The organism is Ignavibacteria bacterium (assembly GCA_017302895.1).
In the GTDB taxonomy this organism is placed as follows: domain Bacteria; phylum Bacteroidota; class Ignavibacteria; order Ignavibacteriales; family Ignavibacteriaceae; genus UTCHB3.
The window spans coordinates 61,628-84,113 of record JAFLBV010000003.1 but is presented as its reverse complement, the minus strand read 5'-3'; the positions used below and the strand labels follow the sequence as shown (position 1 = coordinate 84,113).

Sequence of the window (22,486 nt, the reverse complement as noted above, 5' to 3'; positions counted from 1 at the left end):
CCGGTAAAATAAGTAAATATCAGACAAAGCATTTTTCTGAATTAAAACTGAACCTGCAGTCAGGACAATGATTCGTATTTTTTTGAAATCCGTTTGAGTTAATTGCCGTCCTGAGAGTCCCGACAAATTCCCTAATCCTTTTCCCGGTTATGTCAATATCATTTCTGTTCACCGTCAACGGCTCGAAATGTCCGGGATTGTTGAGGAAAATCAGACGAAGTTCAAAAACCTTCACTTCCGGGAATATCCTTGAGCATAAAAAGGCATAGTATTTTAACTGATCGACATATCTTGCAAGAGAGGCATCGGGATTTTTATCAGTCTTGTAATCAATTATTACAATTTTGTCATCTAAAATAATCAACTTATCGATAACACCCACCAAATAAAAATCGTCCACTTGAACAAAAATTTCGCGTTCATTATCGAAATTCGTGTGATTAAATATTTCAGATGCAACATCGCTTTTGAAAAAACTATCCAACTTACCTGATGTATTCTTCATTAGAGCTTCTTTCTCTGTCGAAAAATCAGGATTGTCGCTAAGGAATTGATTGACGACTGACGAGACAAGCTCCTGATCCAGCCTGGGTGAATAAGTCTTCGCAAGGACTTCATGGACGAGAGTACCGATGGCAGCGCCAAAGTTGATTTCGCCTAGATTTATACTCCCGTTTTCGGCTCCATCGAGCGCACTCTCCTGCAAAAGGTCTTCTTCCCCTTCTCCGGCGTCTGTGTTCTCTGCAATAAAATCAGATAATCCCGGAATCCCGGTGATTCCTGAGATGTAATTCAGGTAATACTTGAACGGGCATTGTTGAAACGAGAGGAATTTGGTTGCTGTGATTATTTCGTTGGAAAGTTTTTTCTCCAGTTTATTAGGGTACAAAGAAAACTCATGAGCAGGGCGCTCTGAAAGTTCTGGTTTGAGATTAACTGTCCCCTGGACCAAATCGGTGCAAACCTTTATTTTCAAAGTTATTTGCTCTTCTTTGCTCTCGATTTGTCCTTCTTCTCCGTTTCGAGCCGTTGTCAGCGTACCGGCTTCCAGGTCAAAATCCTCTTTTGGGAGGAAAGGAATACCCAGCCCTTTCAATAACATTTGGAGGAAACTGTTTTCAACGATATTATCATCCTTCATTGAAACCGATAGAAAAAGATTATTCGCAGCCCGGGTGACAGCTACATAAAACACCCGTTTCAACTCTTCTATGTCAACCTGCTTATCAATCAGATCAGCGAGTTTGTCGTGAATATGAGTGATATTGTCATAGTAAATATCATCTGACTCGGAGATTTTAAATTTCAATCCAAGGTCCTTGTGGACGGATACCGGTGACTTGTCCCGAGGGCCTTCCAACAAGGCAGATTCTGCACATCCATAGATGTAAACAGAGTTAAACTCAAGACCCTTCGACTGATGGATTGTCATAATCTTTACCGTATCGGTATCTTCAGACAGCGGAGCCTGACTCTCTTTCTCAGATTCCTTCATCAGTCTTTGGAGCATCGATTTATAATCATGGATGGAATTAAACGCACTATTTTCGAACTCGACTGCCTGAGAAAGGAGTTTCTTGAGATTTGCGAGAATCTGGTTGCCGTTTGGTCTGTTATTTACAACCGCGAGATATGGAGTATTAGACAAAACATGGTCGATGATCTTATATGGTTTTGCACCTTGAGAGACATCGATAAGAGAGGCTAGTGTCTGATACGCAACATTTAACCTTTGGTTCTCTTCGCCCGCTATGAATCGAAGTTTTTCAAAGGCAGTATTACCATCTGATTGAGAGACTGAGAGGATATCCTCATCTGAGATTGAGAAGAAGGGGCTTCGTAACAAAGAATAGAGATTGAAATCATTTCCTGGATCTGTCAGGAAGTTAAAAATCATCGAGATATCTTCAACCGCTTTCTGCTGATAGAACTTTTTCCCGCCCATCAATTCATAGGGCACTCCTGCCTCAGTAAGAGCTTCTTCGAGGTACTCAATAGCAGTTGACTTTCGCACAAGTATTGCAACTGTCAGTTTTTCTTCAAGGGTTTTGTTTAATTTGGTAATATGAGCAAAGTGTTTCACCAAATGAGCCGCGAGCATTTCGGCTTCAGCCTGACGGGACTGTTTGGCGTTTGGTCCCTGCTTCTTGCCGGATGTTCCGGATTTGTTTTGATCCCCGATATCAACTGATGTGTCGTTGCTCTTCGACAAATCGTTTATCAGCAGGGTAATTTCACTTTCCTTGTATTCTTTGTCCAGATCGAAGAAAACAGTCTGCTCATAGTCAACTGCATTGATAAGACTTCGTTTTTTTGCAAACTGTTCTTCCGTTCCGTCCAGCATTTCATTTCTGTCTGCGAAGACACGGGGGAATATTTTGTTTACGAACGCAGTCAATTCTCTTGTAAGTCTAAAGGTGTGCTCAAGTACGACAGATTCACCGGAATTAGATACTATTTTCTCTTTTGTTCGATCGAAAACCGAGAGATCTGCATCTCTGAATCCGTAGATGCTCTGTTTTTTATCGCCAACGACATAGAGATTTCCGGTAGAGAGGTCTCCGAGTAGTGGAATAAAGATATCGAATTGAAGATCGTTGGTATCCTGGTATTCATCGATCATCATGAATTTATACCTGCCCTGTATTGCCTTTCTTACCGAATCCTTCTTTAAAAGTTCTGCGGTAAGTATCAACATATCCTCAAAATCAATGGCATTTATGTCTTTTTTCTTTTTATTCAAAAGTTCCAGAGTAATTTTGTAGAATTTGATAAAAAGAGAAGAGTACTCAGCATAAATCTTGAGATGGTCGTAGCTTGTTTTGTCTTCTTCTTTAGAAGCAAATTCAAAAAATTTCCTTAAGTACAGGCAGTTTTCCTGTATCTCAGCAAATTTTTCAGGATCAACAAGTGCTTTTAACTTATCAGATAAGTAACTCTTTTTTCTGATTTCGCCTTCTTTTGTAAGGAAATTTTTCAAAATCTGCGAAAGAATGTCAAATTTTACAATATTATCCGATGATGAATGAAATTCTGTGAGCAGATCATAAATTTTATTCGCATAATCATTCTCCCCTTTGGAAGCTACGAAGTCGTTAATGAAAGCTATCCCCTCAACCATTTTATCAAGAGTCGGGAAGAGAATTGCAATATAGCTATTTATGGATTCGACTGATTTTTTTAATATTGTTTCAGATGAGATATCCCCGTCTAATCCGTCGAGCCACGATTGTACCCTTTTTCTTCCATCAATCATCTCTTTCATAGTCGACTTGAATCTGGAGGTCCCTCTGAGAAGTCTGATCAGTTTTTTGATATCTGGACTGAGCGTTTCATCGACGAGAGAACGGGATATTATTTCGTCTGTAGTTTCTCTTATCAGATTGTCAGAAGATTGATCATCGAGAAGTTTGAATGATGGATCAAGGCCCGCTTCCAGAGGATACTCTTTCAGAAGACTTGAGCAGAATGAATGGAAGGTTGAAATATTTGAATTAACCAGGTCTTTGATTAACCCGTTTAATCTGGTTTTCTCGTTGTCGTCTTTTGAATCGTTGTATTTCTTTACAAGCTGTTCTCTGATTTTGGAATAGAGTTCGGAGGCGGCTTTATCGGTAAATGAGATGGCTGCTATCTCGTTTACTCTGATGTTTTTGTTCAGGAGAGCATCTATATATCTGCCGGATAAAACTTTTGTCTTGCCGGAACCAGCATTTGCAGTCACCAGAATATGATTGGAAAGATCTGAAGCCTGTTGTTGTTTTGGAGTGAGTTTGGTCATTTATTTATCCTCTGCGGTCAGGTTTAGTATAGGTTGATTTATGTCAGAATGTCAGAGCCAAATTTACGAAGCAAATTCGAAATATTGCATGCCGGTATAAAAAATAAAGAATTGATCAATCAAGTTTCTCCTTATAAACCGGGAATTTCATCTTGAAAAGTGTGCCCTCTTCACTTTTCAGAAGTTCGATTGATCCCCCAACAGATTCTACAAACCTTCGGGTCAGTTTTAATCCCAGCCCTGTGCCTGTTACTTTTGTGGTAAAGTTAATCTCAAAAATTTTGGAAGCTGTTTCTTCGGTGATGCCTTTTCCGTTATCCAGAACGGTCAATTCATACTCGTTTTCGATTTGAGTGAGTTTAACTGTGACAGATGAAGCTCCTGCCTGGATTGCATTTTTGATAAGATTGATCATCGATCTTTTGAAGTAAGATTCGTCACCCAGGATAAAAGCATTATCAAGCTCACTTCGAAATTCAAATCTTAGTGGAGAGCCTGTATACAGATCTTTTATTTCCAGAATAAGGGATGAAATGTTCACAGGGTGTGGCTGAAATCCTGGCATTTTCGCGAAACGCGAAAACTCTGATGCCGTCTGATTAAGTATTTCTATCTGCTTAAGAATGGAAACAAGAATTTTCTCAGTGAGTTCGGGCAGATTTGGTGCACCATCCTTATAAGCGGAAAGCAAGTGCTGAACGCTCAATTTCATGGGTGTAAGGGGGTTTTTAACTTCATGTGCAACTTGTTTTGCCATCTCCTTCCAGGCAGCTTCCCGTTCGAGAAGTGCTATTTCATCCTGATTTTTTTTCAACTCATCGGTCATATATCGAAATCCCCTGATCAACTCGCCAATTTCGCCTTTATTGCCTGAAGAGATGTCATAATCAAAATTACCCAAAGCAACTGAATTGGTGGCTTTCGTCAGCTTTAGTAGGGGAGAGGAAATCCTTCCCGAAATGAAAGTAGCAAGAATGGAGGTCAGAATAATTGCTAGAGAGTAGACTCCAAACAGAAAAACATCAAATTCAAGGAGCGTTAGTGACTGTTCATCCCTGTCTGAGATATCGTTCACAAGAACGGTAAAAATCTTCCCGTTGTTGAGCCAGGAATGGGAAAATGAGAAGTATTTATATCTGTCGAAGTGTTGTGTGAGGAAAAAGTCCTCGACCGGTACCAGTCCCGGGGAGCTGGCCGGTAACTGCAGATATCCGGGAATGAAGGGTGCCTTGGCTTCATTTGGTGATATAAAAAACAATTTCCCGTCTCTGTATATGGATGAGGGAATGCCCGTCAGGTTCAATGATGAGCTGCCCGGCTCCAGAGTCTGCACAATCTGTTTAACCTTCTCGGCTCTTGATTTCAGGGCAAAATATCTGTTTTTTTCATCAACTGATGCCTGATTATCCCGGTTAAAAAGTGCAAGAGCTAAAATCGGAATTGCCGACATAATCATAAAACTGACTGTCAACTGAAATCTGAACCTGAAGAAAAGTTCGTAAATCTTTCTGAACCTTACGATCGCGACTACAAGCAGAAGCAAGAGGATGAAAAGCGAGTGAAGAAAGAACAATTTAAAGAAGTTGAAGAGAATTCTCACAGGGTCTTTATCCTTGAGTATCAACACAGTGAGACTGTTTAATTCCCCCTGATTTGAGAGCAGGTAAAATATACTTGCCTCCTGACCGGAGATGGTTGTCCGGTAAAGTTCCTCTACTCTTCCTGATTTATACTTGTCTCTGATATTTACTATTTCTTTGTCCGGGATTTGTACCGCTCCAAAACTTCCGATCGGGGTATCATTTACGAACTTGAAAATTGACATGCGCCTAAGATCTATGATATCATTTACAGGGTTGGTTTCAGGACGCATAAAGAGGGGGATTCCGGCGCCGGGTACATGGAAATCCCGTTTTAATATCGTTACGACGGCAAAATATTTTGTGGAATCGCTCTCTGCAAAAGGAATTGCACCTGTTATCAGTTTTCCTTCGCTGACCGCCGAGTCCCGTATCGCAATATCCGTCAGGGAAGTGTCGGGTGCGTCATTAAACTCGTTGAGTGACGGAATACCGAAGGGAGAGAAAATATCTTTTTGTGTGGCTCCTCTATAGATTGAAATTTTGCACGGGTATACTTCACCGTTTAAAATGCTGCCCGACCAGACTCTAAAAGCCATTCCCGTTAAGGTTGCCTCATTGTTTTGAGGTGATACATTCATTCGCAAGACAACAGAAAGAGATTGCTGTACCAAAAAGCGCATAAAAGTGTCAGTTGGTCTGTTGATCTCCAATGCAATTTTCTTAAGGGAATCTTTCTCAAGGTCTTCGTTGAACTTGCTCAACAAAATTATGGAGGAGGTTGAAGATATGAGTGCGATGACAAGGAAAGTTGAAACGAGCGCGTTTTGTTTTCCGAGGACAAAATAGACTGCCACCAGCAGCAACAGAGAAATCAGAAGTGACGGAAGTGGCAGAATCATCTCCTTCTCGAACACTGCAAAATAAAGCAGCCCGGGGAGTATTGATACAACCACTGCAATAATCTTAAGAGCCGGCAACAGAATACCGGGTGTCGAAGCGAATTTCAATCTGTTCAATGACAGATGAAGGGAGTTTATCGCTGAAGCTATGAACATTACAGTCAGAGACACAAGCGTAAATGATGCCATCAGAATGCTGATGTTCATGAGGATAACATCTTTTCCGGGAAGTATCGAGTCTCCCATAAAGTAGCGAAGGGAGCTGTCATAGACTATACTTCGCTGAACTGCGGCAAATCCTCTGAGGAGAAGAACTGACAGGAAAATTGATATAAATGCCCTTATTGCCAGTATTGACGGGTGGTTACTCTGTTTCCTGTTGTTTCGAATTACGGCAGAAAGGAGAGTGGCGGTAAAAATTGTCCCTAAAAATGAAGTGATAAGAAGATTGACCGGAGAACCCGCAACACCAAAACCAAATGGAGAAGAATAGTTTGCAGGGTTGTCAAAATCTTTGAGTCCGAGCAGAATTCCGGCATCGAAGTTCAGGAGAAATATTCTTAGAGACAAAACCACAAAAAGTGCGATAAGCACTCCGGGAAATAAATATCCCGGTTTCACCGTCTCCAAGCCGGTTCTAAATTTACTTTTCGCCCCGGTGATAAACAGATAGCAGGCATGAAACAGCAGAAGCGTGGAAGCCACAAAGAGAAATATTCTGAATACAGTCAGGAACACGGACGATTTTATTCGGCTCGAATCAGAATTTTCAAGCGCAACTTCAGCCAGCACTCTTCCATCTGGTGATGTAAGCTGAAGAATATTTTTACCCCCGGAACCTGTGATCGAAACGGTTGTTCCTGTTTTCTTTTCAAAACTTGTGAAGAAATTATCCGGATCATCGTACTGATTCTTGAGAGAATAAAATTTGTCGATTAATGTGACAGAAACCAGAATGTAACGCGATCCCTGAAAATTTATTTCGGATGATAACGCCAGGTCTGCCCTTAAGGAATTTAAGAGGATGAGGGATCTCTCTTTTTTTAACTTAAGAAATTGTTCCTTGTCAAGTTGAGAGAGGAGAGAGAATCCTGCGACAAACTTGCCATCCAAAGAAAAAAACGCAGAATTGGATTTATTCCGGCTTTCATCAGTTGTGAAGGCATTTATGCCTTTCAGCGAAATTTTTTTAATCAGGTTGCTGTGGTAATTCTCCAGTGTTTTGTATTCATTGTGAAAGGCTTCAATAAATGAATCTTTAACTTTTTGGTCGACAGCTTTATTGCCGGAGAAGTCTGTGTTTTCGGAGTGATAAAAAAGAAGAAGTATTAAAAAAAGTATTCCGGAAGCAGCAATTAATACTGACTTCCGGAATCTGAAAAAGATACCATGAATTCCGGCACCGGTTAATTGACGGAAAGTTGAGTTATCCTCCAAGAGTTACCTTCAAACGACAAGGCGATATAAACAGTAGCACTATCTCTCTTTCCATTTTGATCGAATTTCAACCTTCCCGTAGCCACGGGGTTTCTGCTGTTACCTGTTTCAGTGAATGAAAAGGAAACAGGAACAAAAGTTTTAAAAAAGTCTTTCAAAATATAAAAAGATTGGTTGCTGCTAAAATAGCCTGAAACGCCATTTGGAAGATTTATGTAGGAATTCTCGGATAAATATTTTGTGAAGAGTGATGCATCGCCTTTATTGATACCGGATTCGATCTCCTGCAGGACTCCTTGCGGGTTTGGAAACTTCTGCCCGGCTTTATTGTTGTCGAAGTTATAAACCTGAGCTCCCAACCCGAAGGTCAGGAGCGTCAGAAGAATTAAGGATTGAGTTAGAGTTTTCATTTCAGTCTCCGTGTAAGGAGTTAAGTTTAATTATTGAACCCTTGCGATTGGTCTTTTGCCTTTTATTACTGATGGCTTCAGTTGCGGTTCGCCTTCTACTGTCTGATAAGCCCAGTCGAATACTATTCTGTCTGCTGATATCGACTTTACTCTGATCTTTGCATATTTGTTATCCCATAACCAGAAGACATATGTTCTGCCGGCGTACACTTTTGCGGTTTTGTCAGGAGCCCACCCGGATGAAGGGGCGAATTCGATATCGTAGATGTTATTTGTTGTCCCCATGTCTTTGATGTCTGTGTCATCGTAGACCGATAGATAATAAACCCCGTTTACCTTTTCGAAGAAGAAGTCTGCATCCTGAGCGTTCCATGCTACAGTTCTGTATCCGGAGAAGTCATATCCTGAAGATGCAGGGAAAGCATTGGCTTCGTACAGCATTTTTCCAAAACCTTCGGGTCTTGGTACTGCGTAAGCATATTCGTAGCTCAAGTCTGATTCATTCCCGTTAATATCGTAAGCAGTAACAGCGTAAAAATATTGGTCACCGTTCCTTACACCATAATCGTCATACTGATTTCCATAAACAGTTGCGATATATTCGTATCGACCACTGAAGCTGGATGAAGAGTAGACTCTGTAGCCTTTTACATCTGATTCGGGGCTGTGATCCCAGATGACAGTAGCAACTCCGTCACCATTGAGTACTTCAACATTTTTTGGAACCGATGGAGCCCGATCGTCATAATACGGATCGTTAAAGAAGTCGTTTCTGAATCTGCATCCCGACAGAAGCAGGATTGTTGTTGCTATTGCTAAAATTAAACCAGTCTTTTTCATGGTATCACCTCTTGTTAAAATGTTTCTGCACTTATACTGCAACAACTGTGCCAAAACCATAATTGCTGTTTCAGGCGGTATTAAAGGAGTTTACGGCAGGTGATTGTTTACAAAATTGAACAGATGTATAAAAAAGAGGAGAATTGTTTGAAAACAGCGGGGAGACTGCACAAAACAGCCTCCCTTGAAAGAATTTATTCAGCAGTGATCAGTTTGCCTTTGTTGAAGATTGCCACCGGGCTGCCCTTTAGGACATATCCATCAAAAGGGGAGTTTTTCGATTTTGATTTGAATCTTGATACTTTCACCATTCGTTCAGCATCGGGATTAAAAATCGTCAAATTCGCCTTATCACCTTCCTTTACAGCAGGTATTGGGATTTTAAGCAATTTTCTGGGATTAACTGACAGTTTCTCAATAATCTGATTGAGAGACAAGACTCCACCATGGTAAAGATGATGGAGAGTGAGGCTTAGAGTGGTTTCAAGTCCAAGAATACCGTTCGGAGCATACTCAAACTCCATTTCCTTTTCTTCAATGGAATGCGGTGCATGATCAGATGCTATACAATCGATTGTGCCGTCTTTCAGGCCTTCAATCATTGCTTTCACATCGTCTGATGTTCGAAGGGGAGGATTCATTTTGAAATTGGTGTCGTAATCTGCTAAGCAGTCATCTGTAAGAATAAAGTGGTGTGGAGTTACTTCTGACGTTACCTTAATTCCTTTAGCTTTTCCTTCTCTAACGAGCTGGACTGCCTTTGCGGTTGAGATATGAGCTATGTGGACTTTTGCACCTGTGTACTCAGCCATCATGATATCTCTTGCAACGGTCAGTTCCTCGGCTATCGGTGGAACCGCGGTGAGCCCAAAGCGGGTTGAATTTAATCCCTCATTCATCGAACCACCGGCAAGAGACTCGTCTTCACAGTGTTCAATGACAGGAAGGTCATACATGGAGGCATATTCCATTACTTTTCTTAGGATTGATGCTGTTTTAATGGCGACTCCATCATCAGAGAAAGCTACTGCACCGGCCTCCTTCAATTCACCAACAGGGGAGAGGCTTTCACCTTTTCGACCCATAGTTGCGGCAGCGACCGGAAATACATCGACGGGTGTTTTAGCTGCTTTTGCGATAATTGATTCAACTATTTCGGCTGAATCGATCGCCGGATCGGTGTTTGGCATGCATGCAACTGCTGTAAAACCGCCGGCTGCAGCTCCTACACATCCTGTTTCCACAGTTTCTTCATCTTCTCTTCCGGGTTCACGGAGATGAACATGAATGTCGATAAAACCGGGTGCCGCTACACATCCGGAGTAATCGTGGATATCCACATTCCAGTCGTTTAATTCAATTTCAGGAGCAATTTTCGTGATAACACCGTCGTCTATCAGGATATCAGAAATGAGATCGAGACCAAGTTCTGGATCAATGATACGAAGGCTCTTTAATAATGTTTGCATGTTAGTTTTCCTCGCCATGTCTGGTTCCAAGAAGATACAGGATTGCCATTCTTACAGCAACCCCGTTTGTAACCTGTTCAAGAATTATCTGGTGCTCTCCATCAGCCATTTCGGAAGATATTTCCACACCCCTGTTTATAGGTCCCGGGTGAAGGAGCAAAACATCCTTCTTGTTTTTTTCGAGTCTTTCCTTTGTTATTCCGTAGAACTTGTGATATTCACGGGTTGAAGGAAATGATGCTTTTGCCTTTCTTTCGAGTTGGATTCGAAGGATATTAAGAACATCGTTTTCCTGAATTGCCTCGTCGATGTTGTGGATAACTTTAACCCCAAGATCCGAGATGTTCCGAGGGATGAGTGTTGCCGGACCGCAAACAGACACATCGGCACCCATCGCTTTTAGACCAAAGATATTCGACAATGCAACTCTGGAATGAGCAATATCACCCACAATACACACTTTCAATCCTTCGAGTTTTCCAAACTTCTCTCTGATTGAGTACATGTCCAAAAGTGCCTGAGTCGGGTGCTCATGTATACCGTCTCCCGCATTTATAACTATGGAGTCGGTTATTTTAGTCAGGTAAAGTGGAACTCCTGCCGAGGCGTGTCTGACGACAACCATGTCGACTTTCATAGCCTCAATGTTTCTTACTGTGTCTTTGAAAGTTTCACCTTTCGATACACTCGAGCCTGATACGGAGAAATTTACAGAATCCGCAGAGAGTCTTTTTTCTGCGAGTTCAAAGGATATTCTGGTTCGGGTGGAATTTTCATAAAAGAGGTTAACGATGGTTTTTCCCTGCAGGGTGGGGACTTTTTTGATGGGTCTCTCGAGCACTTGCTTGAAGGAAACAGCGGTATCCAGAATGGTCTGGATATCTGAACTGCTCACATTTTCGAGCCCGAGCAGGTGTTTAATTTTCAGTTGCATTTTTTTATTCCGTTTTTAATTTTCATTTTTCAGCCTCAACCAGGTAAACGGCATCCTCGCCGTCGTGCTCAACGAGTTTTACTCTCACTTCCTCATTAATTGAAGTGGGGATGTTCTTTCCGATGATATCTGCCTTTATGGGAAGCTGACGATGACCTCGGTCGACGAGACAACATAGTTTTATGGTCGCAGGTCTTCCAAAATCCATGATTGCACAGAGAGCCGAGCGGATTGTTCTTCCCGTATAGAGTACATCATCAACGAGGACAATGTTTTTTTCAGTAATATCGAAAGTGATATTGGAAACGGAAACCTGTGGTTGTTTAAGTCTGGTGCGGAAATCGTCTCTGTAGAGGGTGACATCGAGAATGCCGAGAGGTACTTCTACATTCTCAATTTCGAAGATTTTGTTTTTTAATCGTGTGGCGAGGTACTCTCCTCTGGTTCTTAATCCCATAATAATGAGATTATCGGTTCCTTTGTTTTTCTCAACAATTTCATGAGCCATGCGGGTCACGACTCGTTGGAGGGCTTCCTGATCGAGAATTTTTGCTTTGATGTTCATATAATAAAAAACCTCCGGGCGCAGAGAGCCGGGAGGTTCCTTTCGGAATTGTGAAAGATGGGAAAATTTAGATGCATTTGTGTGTGGACTCCTTTTCCATTTCGCTGAACAGAATTAAAGGTGATTTATATCCGAAACTTAACATTTTTTTCTCAATCGGGCAATAGGTCATAAAAAATTTACGGGATGAAAAAGCAACATTCCGATTGATTTATGTTGTGACAGTCCGATTTTTTTTGTAATTTAACATTACACATCTAATATATATCACACAACAATGGAGCCAATAGTGAGAAAACTCTTACTGTTTTTCTGGGTTATGTCGGGATTGTTCCTGACAGCGTATTCGCAACCCGAAGTTTCCACCCGTTTAAACCGGGCACTGCAAAACAGCAGTAACGATGAATATGTGAAGGGAATTATCTTTCTTCGTGATCAGGTTGATGTTTTAAAACTCGATCAGGAGCTTTATAAACAGAAAGCCTCCCCTTCACTGCGTGCTGAAACCGTAATAACTGCCTTGCAGAACAAAGCGTCGGGCACTCAAAGAAATCTGATCAAATACCTTGAATCGAAATCTGTTGACAGAGCGGTTTATACATTTAAGCCATTCTGGGTTATTAATGCGATAGCAGTTGAAGCCAAAAAATCGGTTTTTGAAGAACTTGGCAACAGCATGGATCTGGTTGCCATGGATCTCGATGTCCCGACCTATCTCGACAAACCTTTAAATTTCAGGGACGCACCTAAATCTGAGGGAAAGGAAGCAGTTGAGCCGGGAGTAAAAATTATTAATGCACATCTGTTGTGGCAGATGGGTATTACCGGTGCCGGAACCATTGTAATGGGAGAAGACACCGGTGTCCGTCACACGCATGTGGCACTCGCTGCAAGGTGGAGAGGCAATTTTGCACCGGCTAATCAAGCATGGCTTGATCCGGGTGCCGGTACAACCACACCGTCTGATTGTGACGGACATGGCACTCATACGATGGGCACTATGGTCGGAAGATCTGCATCAGGTGATACTGTTGGTGTAGCCCCTGACGCACAGTGGATGGCAGCCAAAACCATTTGTACAGGCAATTCTGTGACGAACCACATAACTGCATTCCAATGGGCAATGGATCCCGACGGAAATCCTGCTACCACTTCTGATATGCCCGCATCAATTAACAACAGCTGGTACGAACCCGCTACAGTTAATCAATGCGCCGGAGAATTTGTACAGTTATTTAATGCCGTTGAAGCAGCAGGTATCGCAATCTGTTTTTCGGCAGGTAACAGCGGACCAAATCCTTCAACCATCACCATGCCAAAAAACATAAACACAAATGAAGTGAATGTTTTTGCTATGGCTGCAATAGATGGTGCAGCATGGCTCGGTGGAAGTACGAACCCGATAGCCAGTTTCTCAAGCCGCGGTCCTTCGACTTGTGGAGGCACCGGATCACTTCTGATCAAGCCTGAAGTTTCTGCGCCCGGTGTTGGAGTCAGATCCTCTTATGGGAGTGGTGACAATTCCTATTCGAGTCTTGACGGTACATCAATGGCATCACCCCATGTTGCGGGTGCTGTTGCATTGTTGAAATCTGCTTTCCCGAATCTGACAGGCCATCAAATTAAAATGGCTCTCTATCAGACTGCCCGCGATCTCGGAGCAGCCGGTGAAGATAACAACTATGGAAGAGGACTTATTGATGTTTTTGCTGCATACACATTGCTCGCAACAGGACCGGGATTCCCGGGCAATCCTGTTCCAGCGATCGGTGCAACAAACATTCCTTTGGTTAGTTCACCAACACTTTCGTGGTCGAACCCTGCCGGAACTGTTAAATCGACAGTTTATTTCTCATCAGACATGAATGCTGTTGTAACGATGAATCCTTCAGCCATTGTGAGAGCCGGTGCGGTTTATACATCTTATACGCATCCTTCATCTCTGGCATATGGTACCACATATCACTGGAGAATAGTTGTTTCCGATGCAAGCGATTCGACAATCGGTGGTGTATGGTCATTTGCTACAATTCCACCTCCTGCTCCAGTAGCTCCGACTAATGTAGTTGCGAACTGGACTGGTGCAAACAATCAGGTGACTGTGAACTGGACTGTACCGACAACAAACATCAACGGAAATACAATTGTTGTCGATTCTTCAGTTGTTTGGGCAAATGGAAACCTTCGCCTCGGAAAAGTTAACGGTACTGTCAACAATTTCGTTGCTGACGGGTTACCAACCGGAATACATGTGTTTAATGTTGTCGCTTACGACAGTGGATATGCAAGCCAGCCCGGAAATTCAACTCCGACCGGTGTTGGTATATATGCATCGGTATATTCGAAGAAGAAATATGTTGCCATCCGAGATCTCCAAAGTGCAGTTGATACAGTACTCGTCCCTGCGATGGAAGCTAACATTGTGAAAGTTATTGTTCGCCTTGACACCATAATGCATACTTATGATGCTGATTTGGATATTTACTTAAAAGCTCCTGATGGCACAGAGATCGAGCTTTCTACTGATAACGGTTCGTCGAGTGATAACTACATTGGTACGATATTCGATGATGAAGCAACAGCTCTTGTTACTGCTGGAACTGCTCCATTTACGGGAACTTTCAAACCTGAAGGTTTGCTTTCAACCTTCGCTAACAAACAGTCGGCGGGTGCTTGGATTCTCAGAGTATACGATGACGCAAATACGGATACAGGGCATGTTAAAGGGTGGACACTCACACTTATAACAGCAGCCCCTGTTCCTGTTGAACTTTCTTCTTTCTCTGTTAATGCAAAAGGTAATTCCGCAGAGCTTGGTTGGACAACTGCCACAGAGACCAATAACCTTGGTTTTGAAGTGGAAAGAAAATCAGGAAACGGATCATTTGAAAAAGTTGGATTTGTAGCCGGCAAGGGCACAACAACTGAATCGAACAGCTACTCGTTTGTTGACAAAGGTCTGACAGCATCCAACTACACTTACAGGCTTAAACAAGTTGACTTGAATGGTAACTTCGAATACAGCAGTGAAGTTGAAGTAAATGTTGATATGCCAGTTGAATTTGGACTTGGTCAGAATTATCCGAATCCATTCAATCCTTCAACAACCATTAATTTCGCTCTTCCTGTCGAAGCAAAAGTAACCCTAAAGGTTTTTGATGCAATTGGTCAGGAAGTTATGACACTCGTTAATGGCAGCATCGCCGCAGGCAACCATTCAGTGGTTTTTGATGCAACTAAGCTGAACAGCGGACTCTACATTTATACGATAAATGCAGAGGCAGCGGGTGGCAACAAGTTCTCGAAAACGATGAAAATGATGCTTCTGAAGTAAAATAAGTGTTAATTTTTTGTGAGAGCCGGTTAATCCGGCTCTTTTTTTGCTCGTTTTTGTTAGATTAGCAGACGAAAATTTTAATTTTTAATAGATGATAACAGAAAACACAAGACCTCAAAAAATATCTGTCCCCTGGATCAAACCATTTGCACTTCTTTTTGCTATAAGTTTTGCAATATTTGGTATTGGGCGTCTTGTCGATTTTTTGCTTGTCAAATTCGGGCTGAATCCCTTTGGGTTCATGTTCAACAATCAGATAGATGTTCTCTCAAATACACTGGGTGGGCTCGGAGAAGTGGTCACGAGCGTTTTGGCGATTGAAATTACAGCCCTTGCGATTATCGTGCAACTGGCAGCCAATAAATATTCATCCAAGATATTTGAACTTTTTTTTGAAAACAAGATAAATGTAATCATCCTTTTTATCTATGTTATAACCGCAATTGTGACCGTTCTTGTAGTAAATACCCTTAATTCATCAGAAACTGCTGCTTTTGCATTTTCAATTTCATTAACTTTGTTGCTGATAATTTTAAGTCTTGTGGTAGTGATACCTCACTTTAATTATGTGTTTCAGTTTCTTAGACCGGATAATTTTCTTTTGTATGTTGAAAACGAGGTCAGGGAAATTCTGGACAAGATGTTGAAAAGCAGAAGAAAAGGGAAAAAATATATTGAGCAGGAAAAGCTGCTGGTCAATGAAAAAATCAACTTTATCGGTGATGTTGCAATAAACTCAATCATATCGGGTGACAGAGCGAGTACACTTCTTTGTATTAACTCGCTAAAGAATGTATTATCCTTCTATATAAAATTGAAGGACAGACTTCCCGAAGGGTGGGATAACATCAGTGGTTCAGTTTTGTTGGACCCCGATTTCTCCAGTTTCGCGCCTTATGTCTTAAAAAAGATAGAAAACAAAAAGATTTTTCTTGAGACAAAAGTTTTTAAACTCTATGAAATGCTTTTTGAACAGGGAAGAAAGTCGATGCGGGATGTTATATCAGGCATCCTGTTGAATGTCGAGCTGATCTCCTATGAAGCCATGAAGAATAATGATGCCGGTACACTTCAGATGGCTTTTCAGTATATGAATACATTTTTAAGGATAGGAATCAGGGAGAGAGACCCCAGAACAGTCTTTACTGCGCTGGAGCACTACAGGCTAATCGGAGAGGAGACTCTCAAGTTTGATCCGAAACTGGCAGAGGAGTTGTCATTCTATTTCAAATATTATGGCCATGAATCGGTTAAAAACAATGTTTTATTCATACTGGAAACAGTAGCATATGATCTTTGTTTGCTTAATGAAAAAGCTCATGAGCTGAAATCGCCAAACAAAGACAAGCTGCTGGAAATATTTTTAACACTCGATCAGCCGATTGAGGATAACTCTCCACATAAGGAGAGTAAAGAGGAAATGTCACTGGTGGGGGTAAGAATCGCTCAGATCAGACTTGCAGGATACTACTTGCTAAATAACGATGTCGAACATGCGAAGCATATTTTTGAAGACCTTAAGGTTGAGCCAAAATCGAGAATCCTTAAGATCAGGGATATAATAACCGGGACGAATAATGAGGAATTTTGGGAAATCACGCCCCGTGGAATTAATTTTTATTTTATGCCTCCGGACAGACGGGACGCCCTCACTGAGTTTTTTTCGTGGTTTGAAGAATAAAATTGAAAATTTTTGATTTAAATCATGTATTTAATACAAAAAATTGTTTAAATTTTGTTGGATAGAAAAAAATAATAGTTGCAAATCTTCCTGATTCTGCTTAATATGTAGTCAGGATATTTGGAATCATCTCAAAGTATTTAAAATACTAATTAATCGATATCATCATCACCATCATTCACAGGAGTTAATATGGCACATGGAAAAGTAGTGCACGAACAACCAAAGACAGCTTTCGGCCGTTTCATGGTCTACACTGTAGTAGCCAAATACGCAAACAATATACAAGGTATTGTATATATGGGTGCAGCAGTCCTCATCATTATTGTTGGTCTAAGAGGTTTGGGTGAGCTCGCCGGTACCCTGGCTGTTGTTCCAAAATTCTTATTAGATCATGAACTCAAGAAAATCGACCCTAACTGGGTAATGATGGCTCTCTTCCTGGAGTTCTTCCTTCTTATGATTCTTGCAGCAGTCACATTCTTCACTCCTGAAGAATATGGACACATTTCACATGAAGATGCGGAGAAACCAAAAGAAGCCGAACCTGCCGGTTTTAATCATGTTATTTCCGTTCCAAAAAATCTTTCAGCCGATCTCAGAGCAGAGCTCGAACAACTGCAGAGAGTTGCAGATGATCAGATTAAGGTTGTAAACAGCGTCATTGATCAATACAATGCATTGAACAAAAAGATCACAGTTATTCAACAGCAGTCATTACAGGCTCTTTCAGACTTGAAAACAAAAATTTCCTGATCGCTCACTAAAAATCTAAAAGGAGATTGAAATGAAAAAGAGCCAAGTGTACTTTATAATGTATATCGTACTGATTACGGAATTGTTGATTGTAATCACCGAGCGCGACGAGCTGATGGAAAAAGAAGAGCAGATTAAAATAAAGATGATTTCAAGTATTGCTGACCAGTACAAGAGAGACATCGAATTGACAGCTCCAATTCCATACAGTGAGTGGCAAATCGGTACAGACTCGGTTAAAATTCCGATCAGTGCAACAGGCCTTGTATCTGACGAAGAGAAAAAATCGTCAGTATATGTGGTTAAATCGGATGGAGGAAAGTCACCGGGAAGTGGTGCATTCCCTTCGGAACTTACTTCTGCCTCACCCGCAGGACCCTACTCAATCGTCAAGGATGTGAATGGAAATGCGACTATTGAGATCCTGAAAGTGACCTCGATAGGTGAGTATGAATTCACAGCTTATTTGAAGGTTAAAAGACAGCTTCCAACATATCTGCCGGCGTTTCTTCTCGAAGAGTTGAAAAAAGCGAGTGGGTTCAAGGAAGGTCAGGAAGTCACAACAAAACCTGTCAAAATCAAGATCAAGGTTAAGACTGAACCCCCGGCACAGCAACCCAAGAAGGGTGATGTGATCAATGTGGGTCCATCTATAGATTAATATTAGGAAACACGATGAACAGAACATTACTAAAAGCAACAATCTTTATCTTTTTGTTATCGACAATTGGTTTTTCACAAGGATTTAAGATAGATGATACGCTTGAAGTAGTGACTTTACAGAAGGTAAGAGTACCGGAGATTCCTCTGGTACTCTCTGCCATCACCAAGGTCAACTCACTTTCAGCAGAGATCCTCAATTCATCCGGATCGAGTATCTTAAAACTGACTGACAGCCAAAAATTTCAGAAACCATCTTCGGATGAAGTTGTTTCAAAGGTAACCCAACAACAAGGTAGAGGTGTAACAGTTCAAACTTACTTTGAACCGTTATTTGAAGAACCCGGTATCTATTATCTAAAAATGTCGATAAATGTGACCGGTGAAGCAAATAAAGCCCTTGTTGCGGATAAATATTACATGATTGATGTAAAAATTCCGTCTTTGGCTGCGCCCGTAGCAGTTAGAAACAGCTATTTTTTCAGTGAAAATCCTGCTTTTAGTTTTGCCGTAAAAGAATATACCGATCAGGAAAAATATTCCTATAAGATATCCGACGGTGTCAGCACACTGAAGGAAGGTAAAGGATCATTTATAAACCTCAGTGAAATTCTGAACGATGCTCAAAATGTTGGAAAAAGCATTAAAGTTCAGGGATTTTACAATGACAAACTGATGACTTACAATGACCCTGCTACAGGAAAGCCACAGGTTGCCTCATGGGATATAATGATTCAAAAACCCGGGTTGGGAGATTTCAGTGGTTGGGCTACACTTTCCGAAAAAGAAGCTGAGAATGCCGCCCCATGGTATATCAGTGTCGACAATCAGGCGTCAAGACAATTTCTGTTTGGTTATTTTGGTAATACAGCCAATGGATTTGTATTCGCCGCTCCGAAGTTTAATCAGTTAAGAGTGACAGCTGAACCTGATAACTTTATTCAGAGTGTTTCTCAGACCAAAAAAGGTTTGTTCCCCGTTGTGGAAATAGTCGTTAATCCGGCATTCCTCGATGCAATGGCAATTGGATCGGATCAGGATATCAAATTAACGATTCAGTTTACAACCCAGTTCGGTGAAAAAGTGGTTAAGAAATACCGTGCGAATGTGATAAAGTAGAGCTCAACAAAGGATTTATAAATAAAAAAGACAATACAATGAAACGATTACTTACACTGATTATGGTTGCAGGTTTTCTTCTCCAGCCCCTCATGGCGCAGGAGGCAGATGACTACATCCGTAATATCGATCTTAAGTTGAGAAAAGATAAAAAATATCTTAACCTCAACTTCGTTGATCTTGCCGGTACCGAGAAATTGCTCCAAAGCATGAATCCGGTACAGAGAGTTGATGGCAAGGACCCATTTATATTTAAGGCGAATGACAATTATACCTACAGAGTCGTTTTTCTTACCAATGCAATTGGAATGGATTCGACCGTTCTCCTTTATATAAGTGAGATCATAGCCGCAGGAGCCGGAGACTCAGCAAACATCTTCGGTGCAAATCAAGCCGGTGGACCAACAGAATCAATGGTTATAGCATTCAAGGATGTCAACTCCATGCTCGGAAGTGAATATGGAAAATATTCGAAACTTGTCGAATATATTGACAGAATGCAGAAAGTGGATCCGGAGTATAAATACGGCACACTTCTCGGTATCCTTCCTGATGATGCCATAAACACATCTTTGGGTATCACCTCAAGAGACAACACGGACTTTCTGAACTACATGCGTGCAAATTCGTTGCACTGGTATCCCAAGGTTGCACAAAAGTCTTCCACTAAAAAAGGAAGAGGACAATCCGGTTCGGGTGCGGAAGTTTCGACATCTTCAGATTTTAGAATTGATGCAGGATTCAGTTCTCTCTCATTTTCGCACAAGGCAATGGATTTTTCCATAGGTGCTGCCGGGATTGAGATTACCATGGAAGAACCTGTGTTACATGCTCTGCCATTTGGGAACAACACCCTTGGTTTTGGATTTAGAACACTCTTTAATCTTTCCAAGGACACAAAAAACCCTAATGCAGGAATGGTTCTTGATGCAAGATTTCTCGGAAGAATCAGAATAAAGACAAATGAGATTGTAAACAATCTGCCTTTCGCTCTAAATGCAACATCCAACTTCCATGTCGGTACATCCGCTGCAATTGACCTTCATGTTACGAGACCTTTTGGTCTTCCCTTCATGAACGCATATGTCGCGATTGGTGGCAGGGGATATTCAAATCCTTATGTGACATTCAAGGATAAACTTGTAGCAAATCAGAAGTATGCATACTTCTCATTTACACAGGCAGAGGGTTCATTCTCCTTCTACTGGAATACGAGTGACAAACTTAGCTCCAGATTCAGAATTGATGTCGGATTGGGCTATTTTGATATGTTAAGAGCTTACTACCCTGGAGGCAGAACAACTGCAACAAAGACCGAGGTGGTTGACAATCTAATTTCACCCGTTGTTACACTTCACTACACCTTTGCACCGGAACAGAATGATATTTTTGGTGTGAAGCTAAGAGTATTTGATTCTGTCGTAAAAGCAGAGGGCTGGCTAAAGCTGCTCGAACTTGACGGCGGTCATGTATTCAGATTTGCAGGAACTGTTTTCTCGAATCCAATCGGAAGAACCATCCGTGAATGGGAAAACGAAGGAAGTGTTTTCTTCCAAATTAGATACAGATATGGTTTCTAATCATTTTAAGAGATGGATGGAATTATGAAAAAGACATTATTTATAGTAACGGCGTTCCTGATGTTTGTGCCATACATAAAGGCGCAGACAGCCGGTGACCCCGAGGTAGAAAAACTCAAGAACCTGTATCAAAGTTTGGAGTATAACACCCTTGCTTTTGATGATCTCAAACAAAAATGGATGATCGATGATCCCACTTTTATTCGTGAGATTTTCAACAGGTTTGTGGTAAGAAATGCCCTTCGTTTGAACGGAAGAACTGTGAAACCTGATATCATCAAAGAAAGAGTTAAACAGGTTCAGGAAGGCGATGTCACAATTGAAGTAAGAAAACGGTACTATGATGACGAACTCGAGTTCTTCGCATTTTACCCTTCTGGTGAGATCGGGAAAGAAAATCCTCAACCTCTTTTTGATATCGTTCATGACGGTTTTCTGTTGAAAGAGATTGTCGGGGATAAGTCTTACGACAAAATCAAAGAGCTGACTTATTTTTACAAAGAGACAACAAAGCAACAGACCTACACCAAAATGGGTTATAACTTTGATGTAAACCTTAACCTGCTTCGCCCTGAAGTGATGTACTGGGGTACAACATCAGAGGGAAGCAATAAATACCTTCTTTCCTTGTTTGGGCAATGGGGAAGTGATAAAGCTTTCTGGCCCGGGTGGTATCTGAATGAATATTTCGTTGGATCTAGACTTACATACTTCAAGAGTCTAAGCAATGATCCTGAGAAATTCACATACAGACTATCAATTGGTGCAGGCATACCATCTAACAGACCTTATAAAGATGACGGAAAAGTCTCAAGACTCTGGGTTGCAGGTCAGTCTGTATATGCCAAACTTGAAGGCTATCCTTTTACATTTATTGATTCCGACTTCATGAAAGATGTACTCTTCTCAGTTGAAGGTAAAGTTACAATAAATGATAACAAGAAGGCTGATTTTGGCAAATTCACAACAGTTCAGGATTTCTTTTCCAACAAGTTCATTTTGAACTGGGAGCTCAGAAAAAGAAATCTTATGAATGTGTTTGACTTTGGTGATCTTGAAGTCGGTCTTGTTCTTTCATCCTCCGACATTAACAAGCTGCGTCTCGACCCCGCTCAGGCAGAGATTATTGATCTGGAAAAGGGAAGAAAAAGCTTTATGCAGAAATTTAATCATATTTTATCTGCCGAAGTTGGTGTCAGAAAATCAGCAGGACTCATCCAGCATTCCATCAATTTGGTTGGAGGTTATGCAACTGATGGATATGGATTTGTTGGATTAAAGGCTATGGGTATGGTAAGTGGTAATTTCGGTCTGGATGTTCAGATATTCAGCTCATTTAGCGTTAATAAAACCAAATTCCCATACAGATACGACACATATGTTGTATTTTCACCAATTCTGAGAATTAACTACTAATTACTATCCCCCGGTAACT

The 22,486-nt window shown here is 41.2% G+C and carries 14 protein-coding genes; 7 read left to right on the top strand and 7 right to left on the bottom strand.

All coding sequences use genetic code 11. The features are described from left to right. Positions 1–19: 19 nt before the first annotated feature. The 7 genes from J0L60_12630 to pyrR all read right to left on the bottom strand — a co-directional run bounded on the left by J0L60_12630 (position 20) and on the right by pyrR (position 11,918). Positions 20–3,781, bottom strand: a complete 3,762-nt coding sequence (locus J0L60_12630; GenBank protein MBN8546969.1) for a UvrD-helicase domain-containing protein — start codon at positions 3,779–3,781, stop codon at positions 20–22. A gap of 115 nt (positions 3,782–3,896) precedes the next feature. After that, positions 3,897–7,700: a HAMP domain-containing protein gene (locus tag J0L60_12625; protein ID MBN8546968.1), complete on the bottom strand. Its 3,804-nt coding sequence runs from the start codon at positions 7,698–7,700 to the stop codon at positions 3,897–3,899. Continuing rightward, entirely contained in the window at positions 7,670–8,110 is a 441-nt protein-coding gene (locus tag J0L60_12620) for a DUF4783 domain-containing protein (protein MBN8546967.1), read from the bottom strand. The genes J0L60_12625 and J0L60_12620 overlap by 31 nt, the downstream gene beginning before the upstream one ends. A 30-nt stretch (positions 8,111–8,140) precedes the next feature. Beyond that, positions 8,141–8,950 (bottom strand): hypothetical protein, encoded by an 810-nt coding sequence (locus J0L60_12615; protein ID MBN8546966.1) that lies wholly within the window; start codon positions 8,948–8,950, stop codon positions 8,141–8,143. A gap of 194 nt (positions 8,951–9,144) precedes the next feature. Then, positions 9,145–10,419 carry a dihydroorotase gene (locus J0L60_12610; GenBank protein ID MBN8546965.1) on the bottom strand — a complete coding sequence of 425 codons (1,275 nt, stop codon included), beginning with the start codon at positions 10,417–10,419 and terminating at the stop codon, positions 9,145–9,147. A 1-nt stretch (position 10,420) separates the two neighbouring features. Further along, entirely contained in the window at positions 10,421–11,353 is a 933-nt protein-coding gene (locus tag J0L60_12605; GenBank protein MBN8546964.1) for an aspartate carbamoyltransferase catalytic subunit, read from the bottom strand. 22 nt (positions 11,354–11,375) lie between these two features. Next, a complete protein-coding gene (gene pyrR / locus J0L60_12600; GenBank protein ID MBN8546963.1) occupies positions 11,376–11,918 on the bottom strand; it encodes a bifunctional pyr operon transcriptional regulator/uracil phosphoribosyltransferase PyrR in 543 nt (180 codons plus the stop codon). 289 nt (positions 11,919–12,207) lie between these two features. Between pyrR and J0L60_12595 the strand changes: the two genes are divergently transcribed. The 7 genes from J0L60_12595 to J0L60_12565 all read left to right on the top strand — a co-directional run bounded on the left by J0L60_12595 (position 12,208) and on the right by J0L60_12565 (position 22,467). After that, positions 12,208–15,252 carry a S8 family serine peptidase gene (locus J0L60_12595; protein MBN8546962.1) on the top strand — a complete coding sequence of 1,015 codons (3,045 nt, stop codon included), beginning with the start codon at positions 12,208–12,210 and terminating at the stop codon, positions 15,250–15,252. A gap of 94 nt (positions 15,253–15,346) precedes the next feature. Further along, positions 15,347–16,936, top strand: a complete 1,590-nt coding sequence (locus tag J0L60_12590) for a DUF2254 domain-containing protein (GenBank protein ID MBN8546961.1) — start codon at positions 15,347–15,349, stop codon at positions 16,934–16,936. A gap of 192 nt (positions 16,937–17,128) precedes the next feature. Next, the gene (locus tag J0L60_12585; GenBank protein ID MBN8546960.1) at positions 17,129–17,692 is read left to right on the top strand and encodes a hypothetical protein; all 564 of its coding nucleotides are present in this window, start codon (positions 17,129–17,131) and stop codon (positions 17,690–17,692) included. Between the two features lie 31 nt (positions 17,693–17,723). Next, positions 17,724–18,353, top strand: coding sequence for a hypothetical protein (locus J0L60_12580; protein ID MBN8546959.1), 630 nt, complete (start codon positions 17,724–17,726; stop codon positions 18,351–18,353). 14 nt (positions 18,354–18,367) lie between these two features. Then, a complete protein-coding gene (locus tag J0L60_12575; protein ID MBN8546958.1) occupies positions 18,368–19,471 on the top strand; it encodes a hypothetical protein in 1,104 nt (367 codons plus the stop codon). 38 nt (positions 19,472–19,509) lie between these two features. Continuing rightward, positions 19,510–21,051: a hypothetical protein gene (locus tag J0L60_12570; protein ID MBN8546957.1), complete on the top strand. Its 1,542-nt coding sequence runs from the start codon at positions 19,510–19,512 to the stop codon at positions 21,049–21,051. 24 nt (positions 21,052–21,075) lie between these two features. Continuing rightward, positions 21,076–22,467, top strand: a complete 1,392-nt coding sequence (locus J0L60_12565; GenBank protein MBN8546956.1) for a hypothetical protein — start codon at positions 21,076–21,078, stop codon at positions 22,465–22,467. Positions 22,468–22,486: the final 19 nt, after the last annotated feature.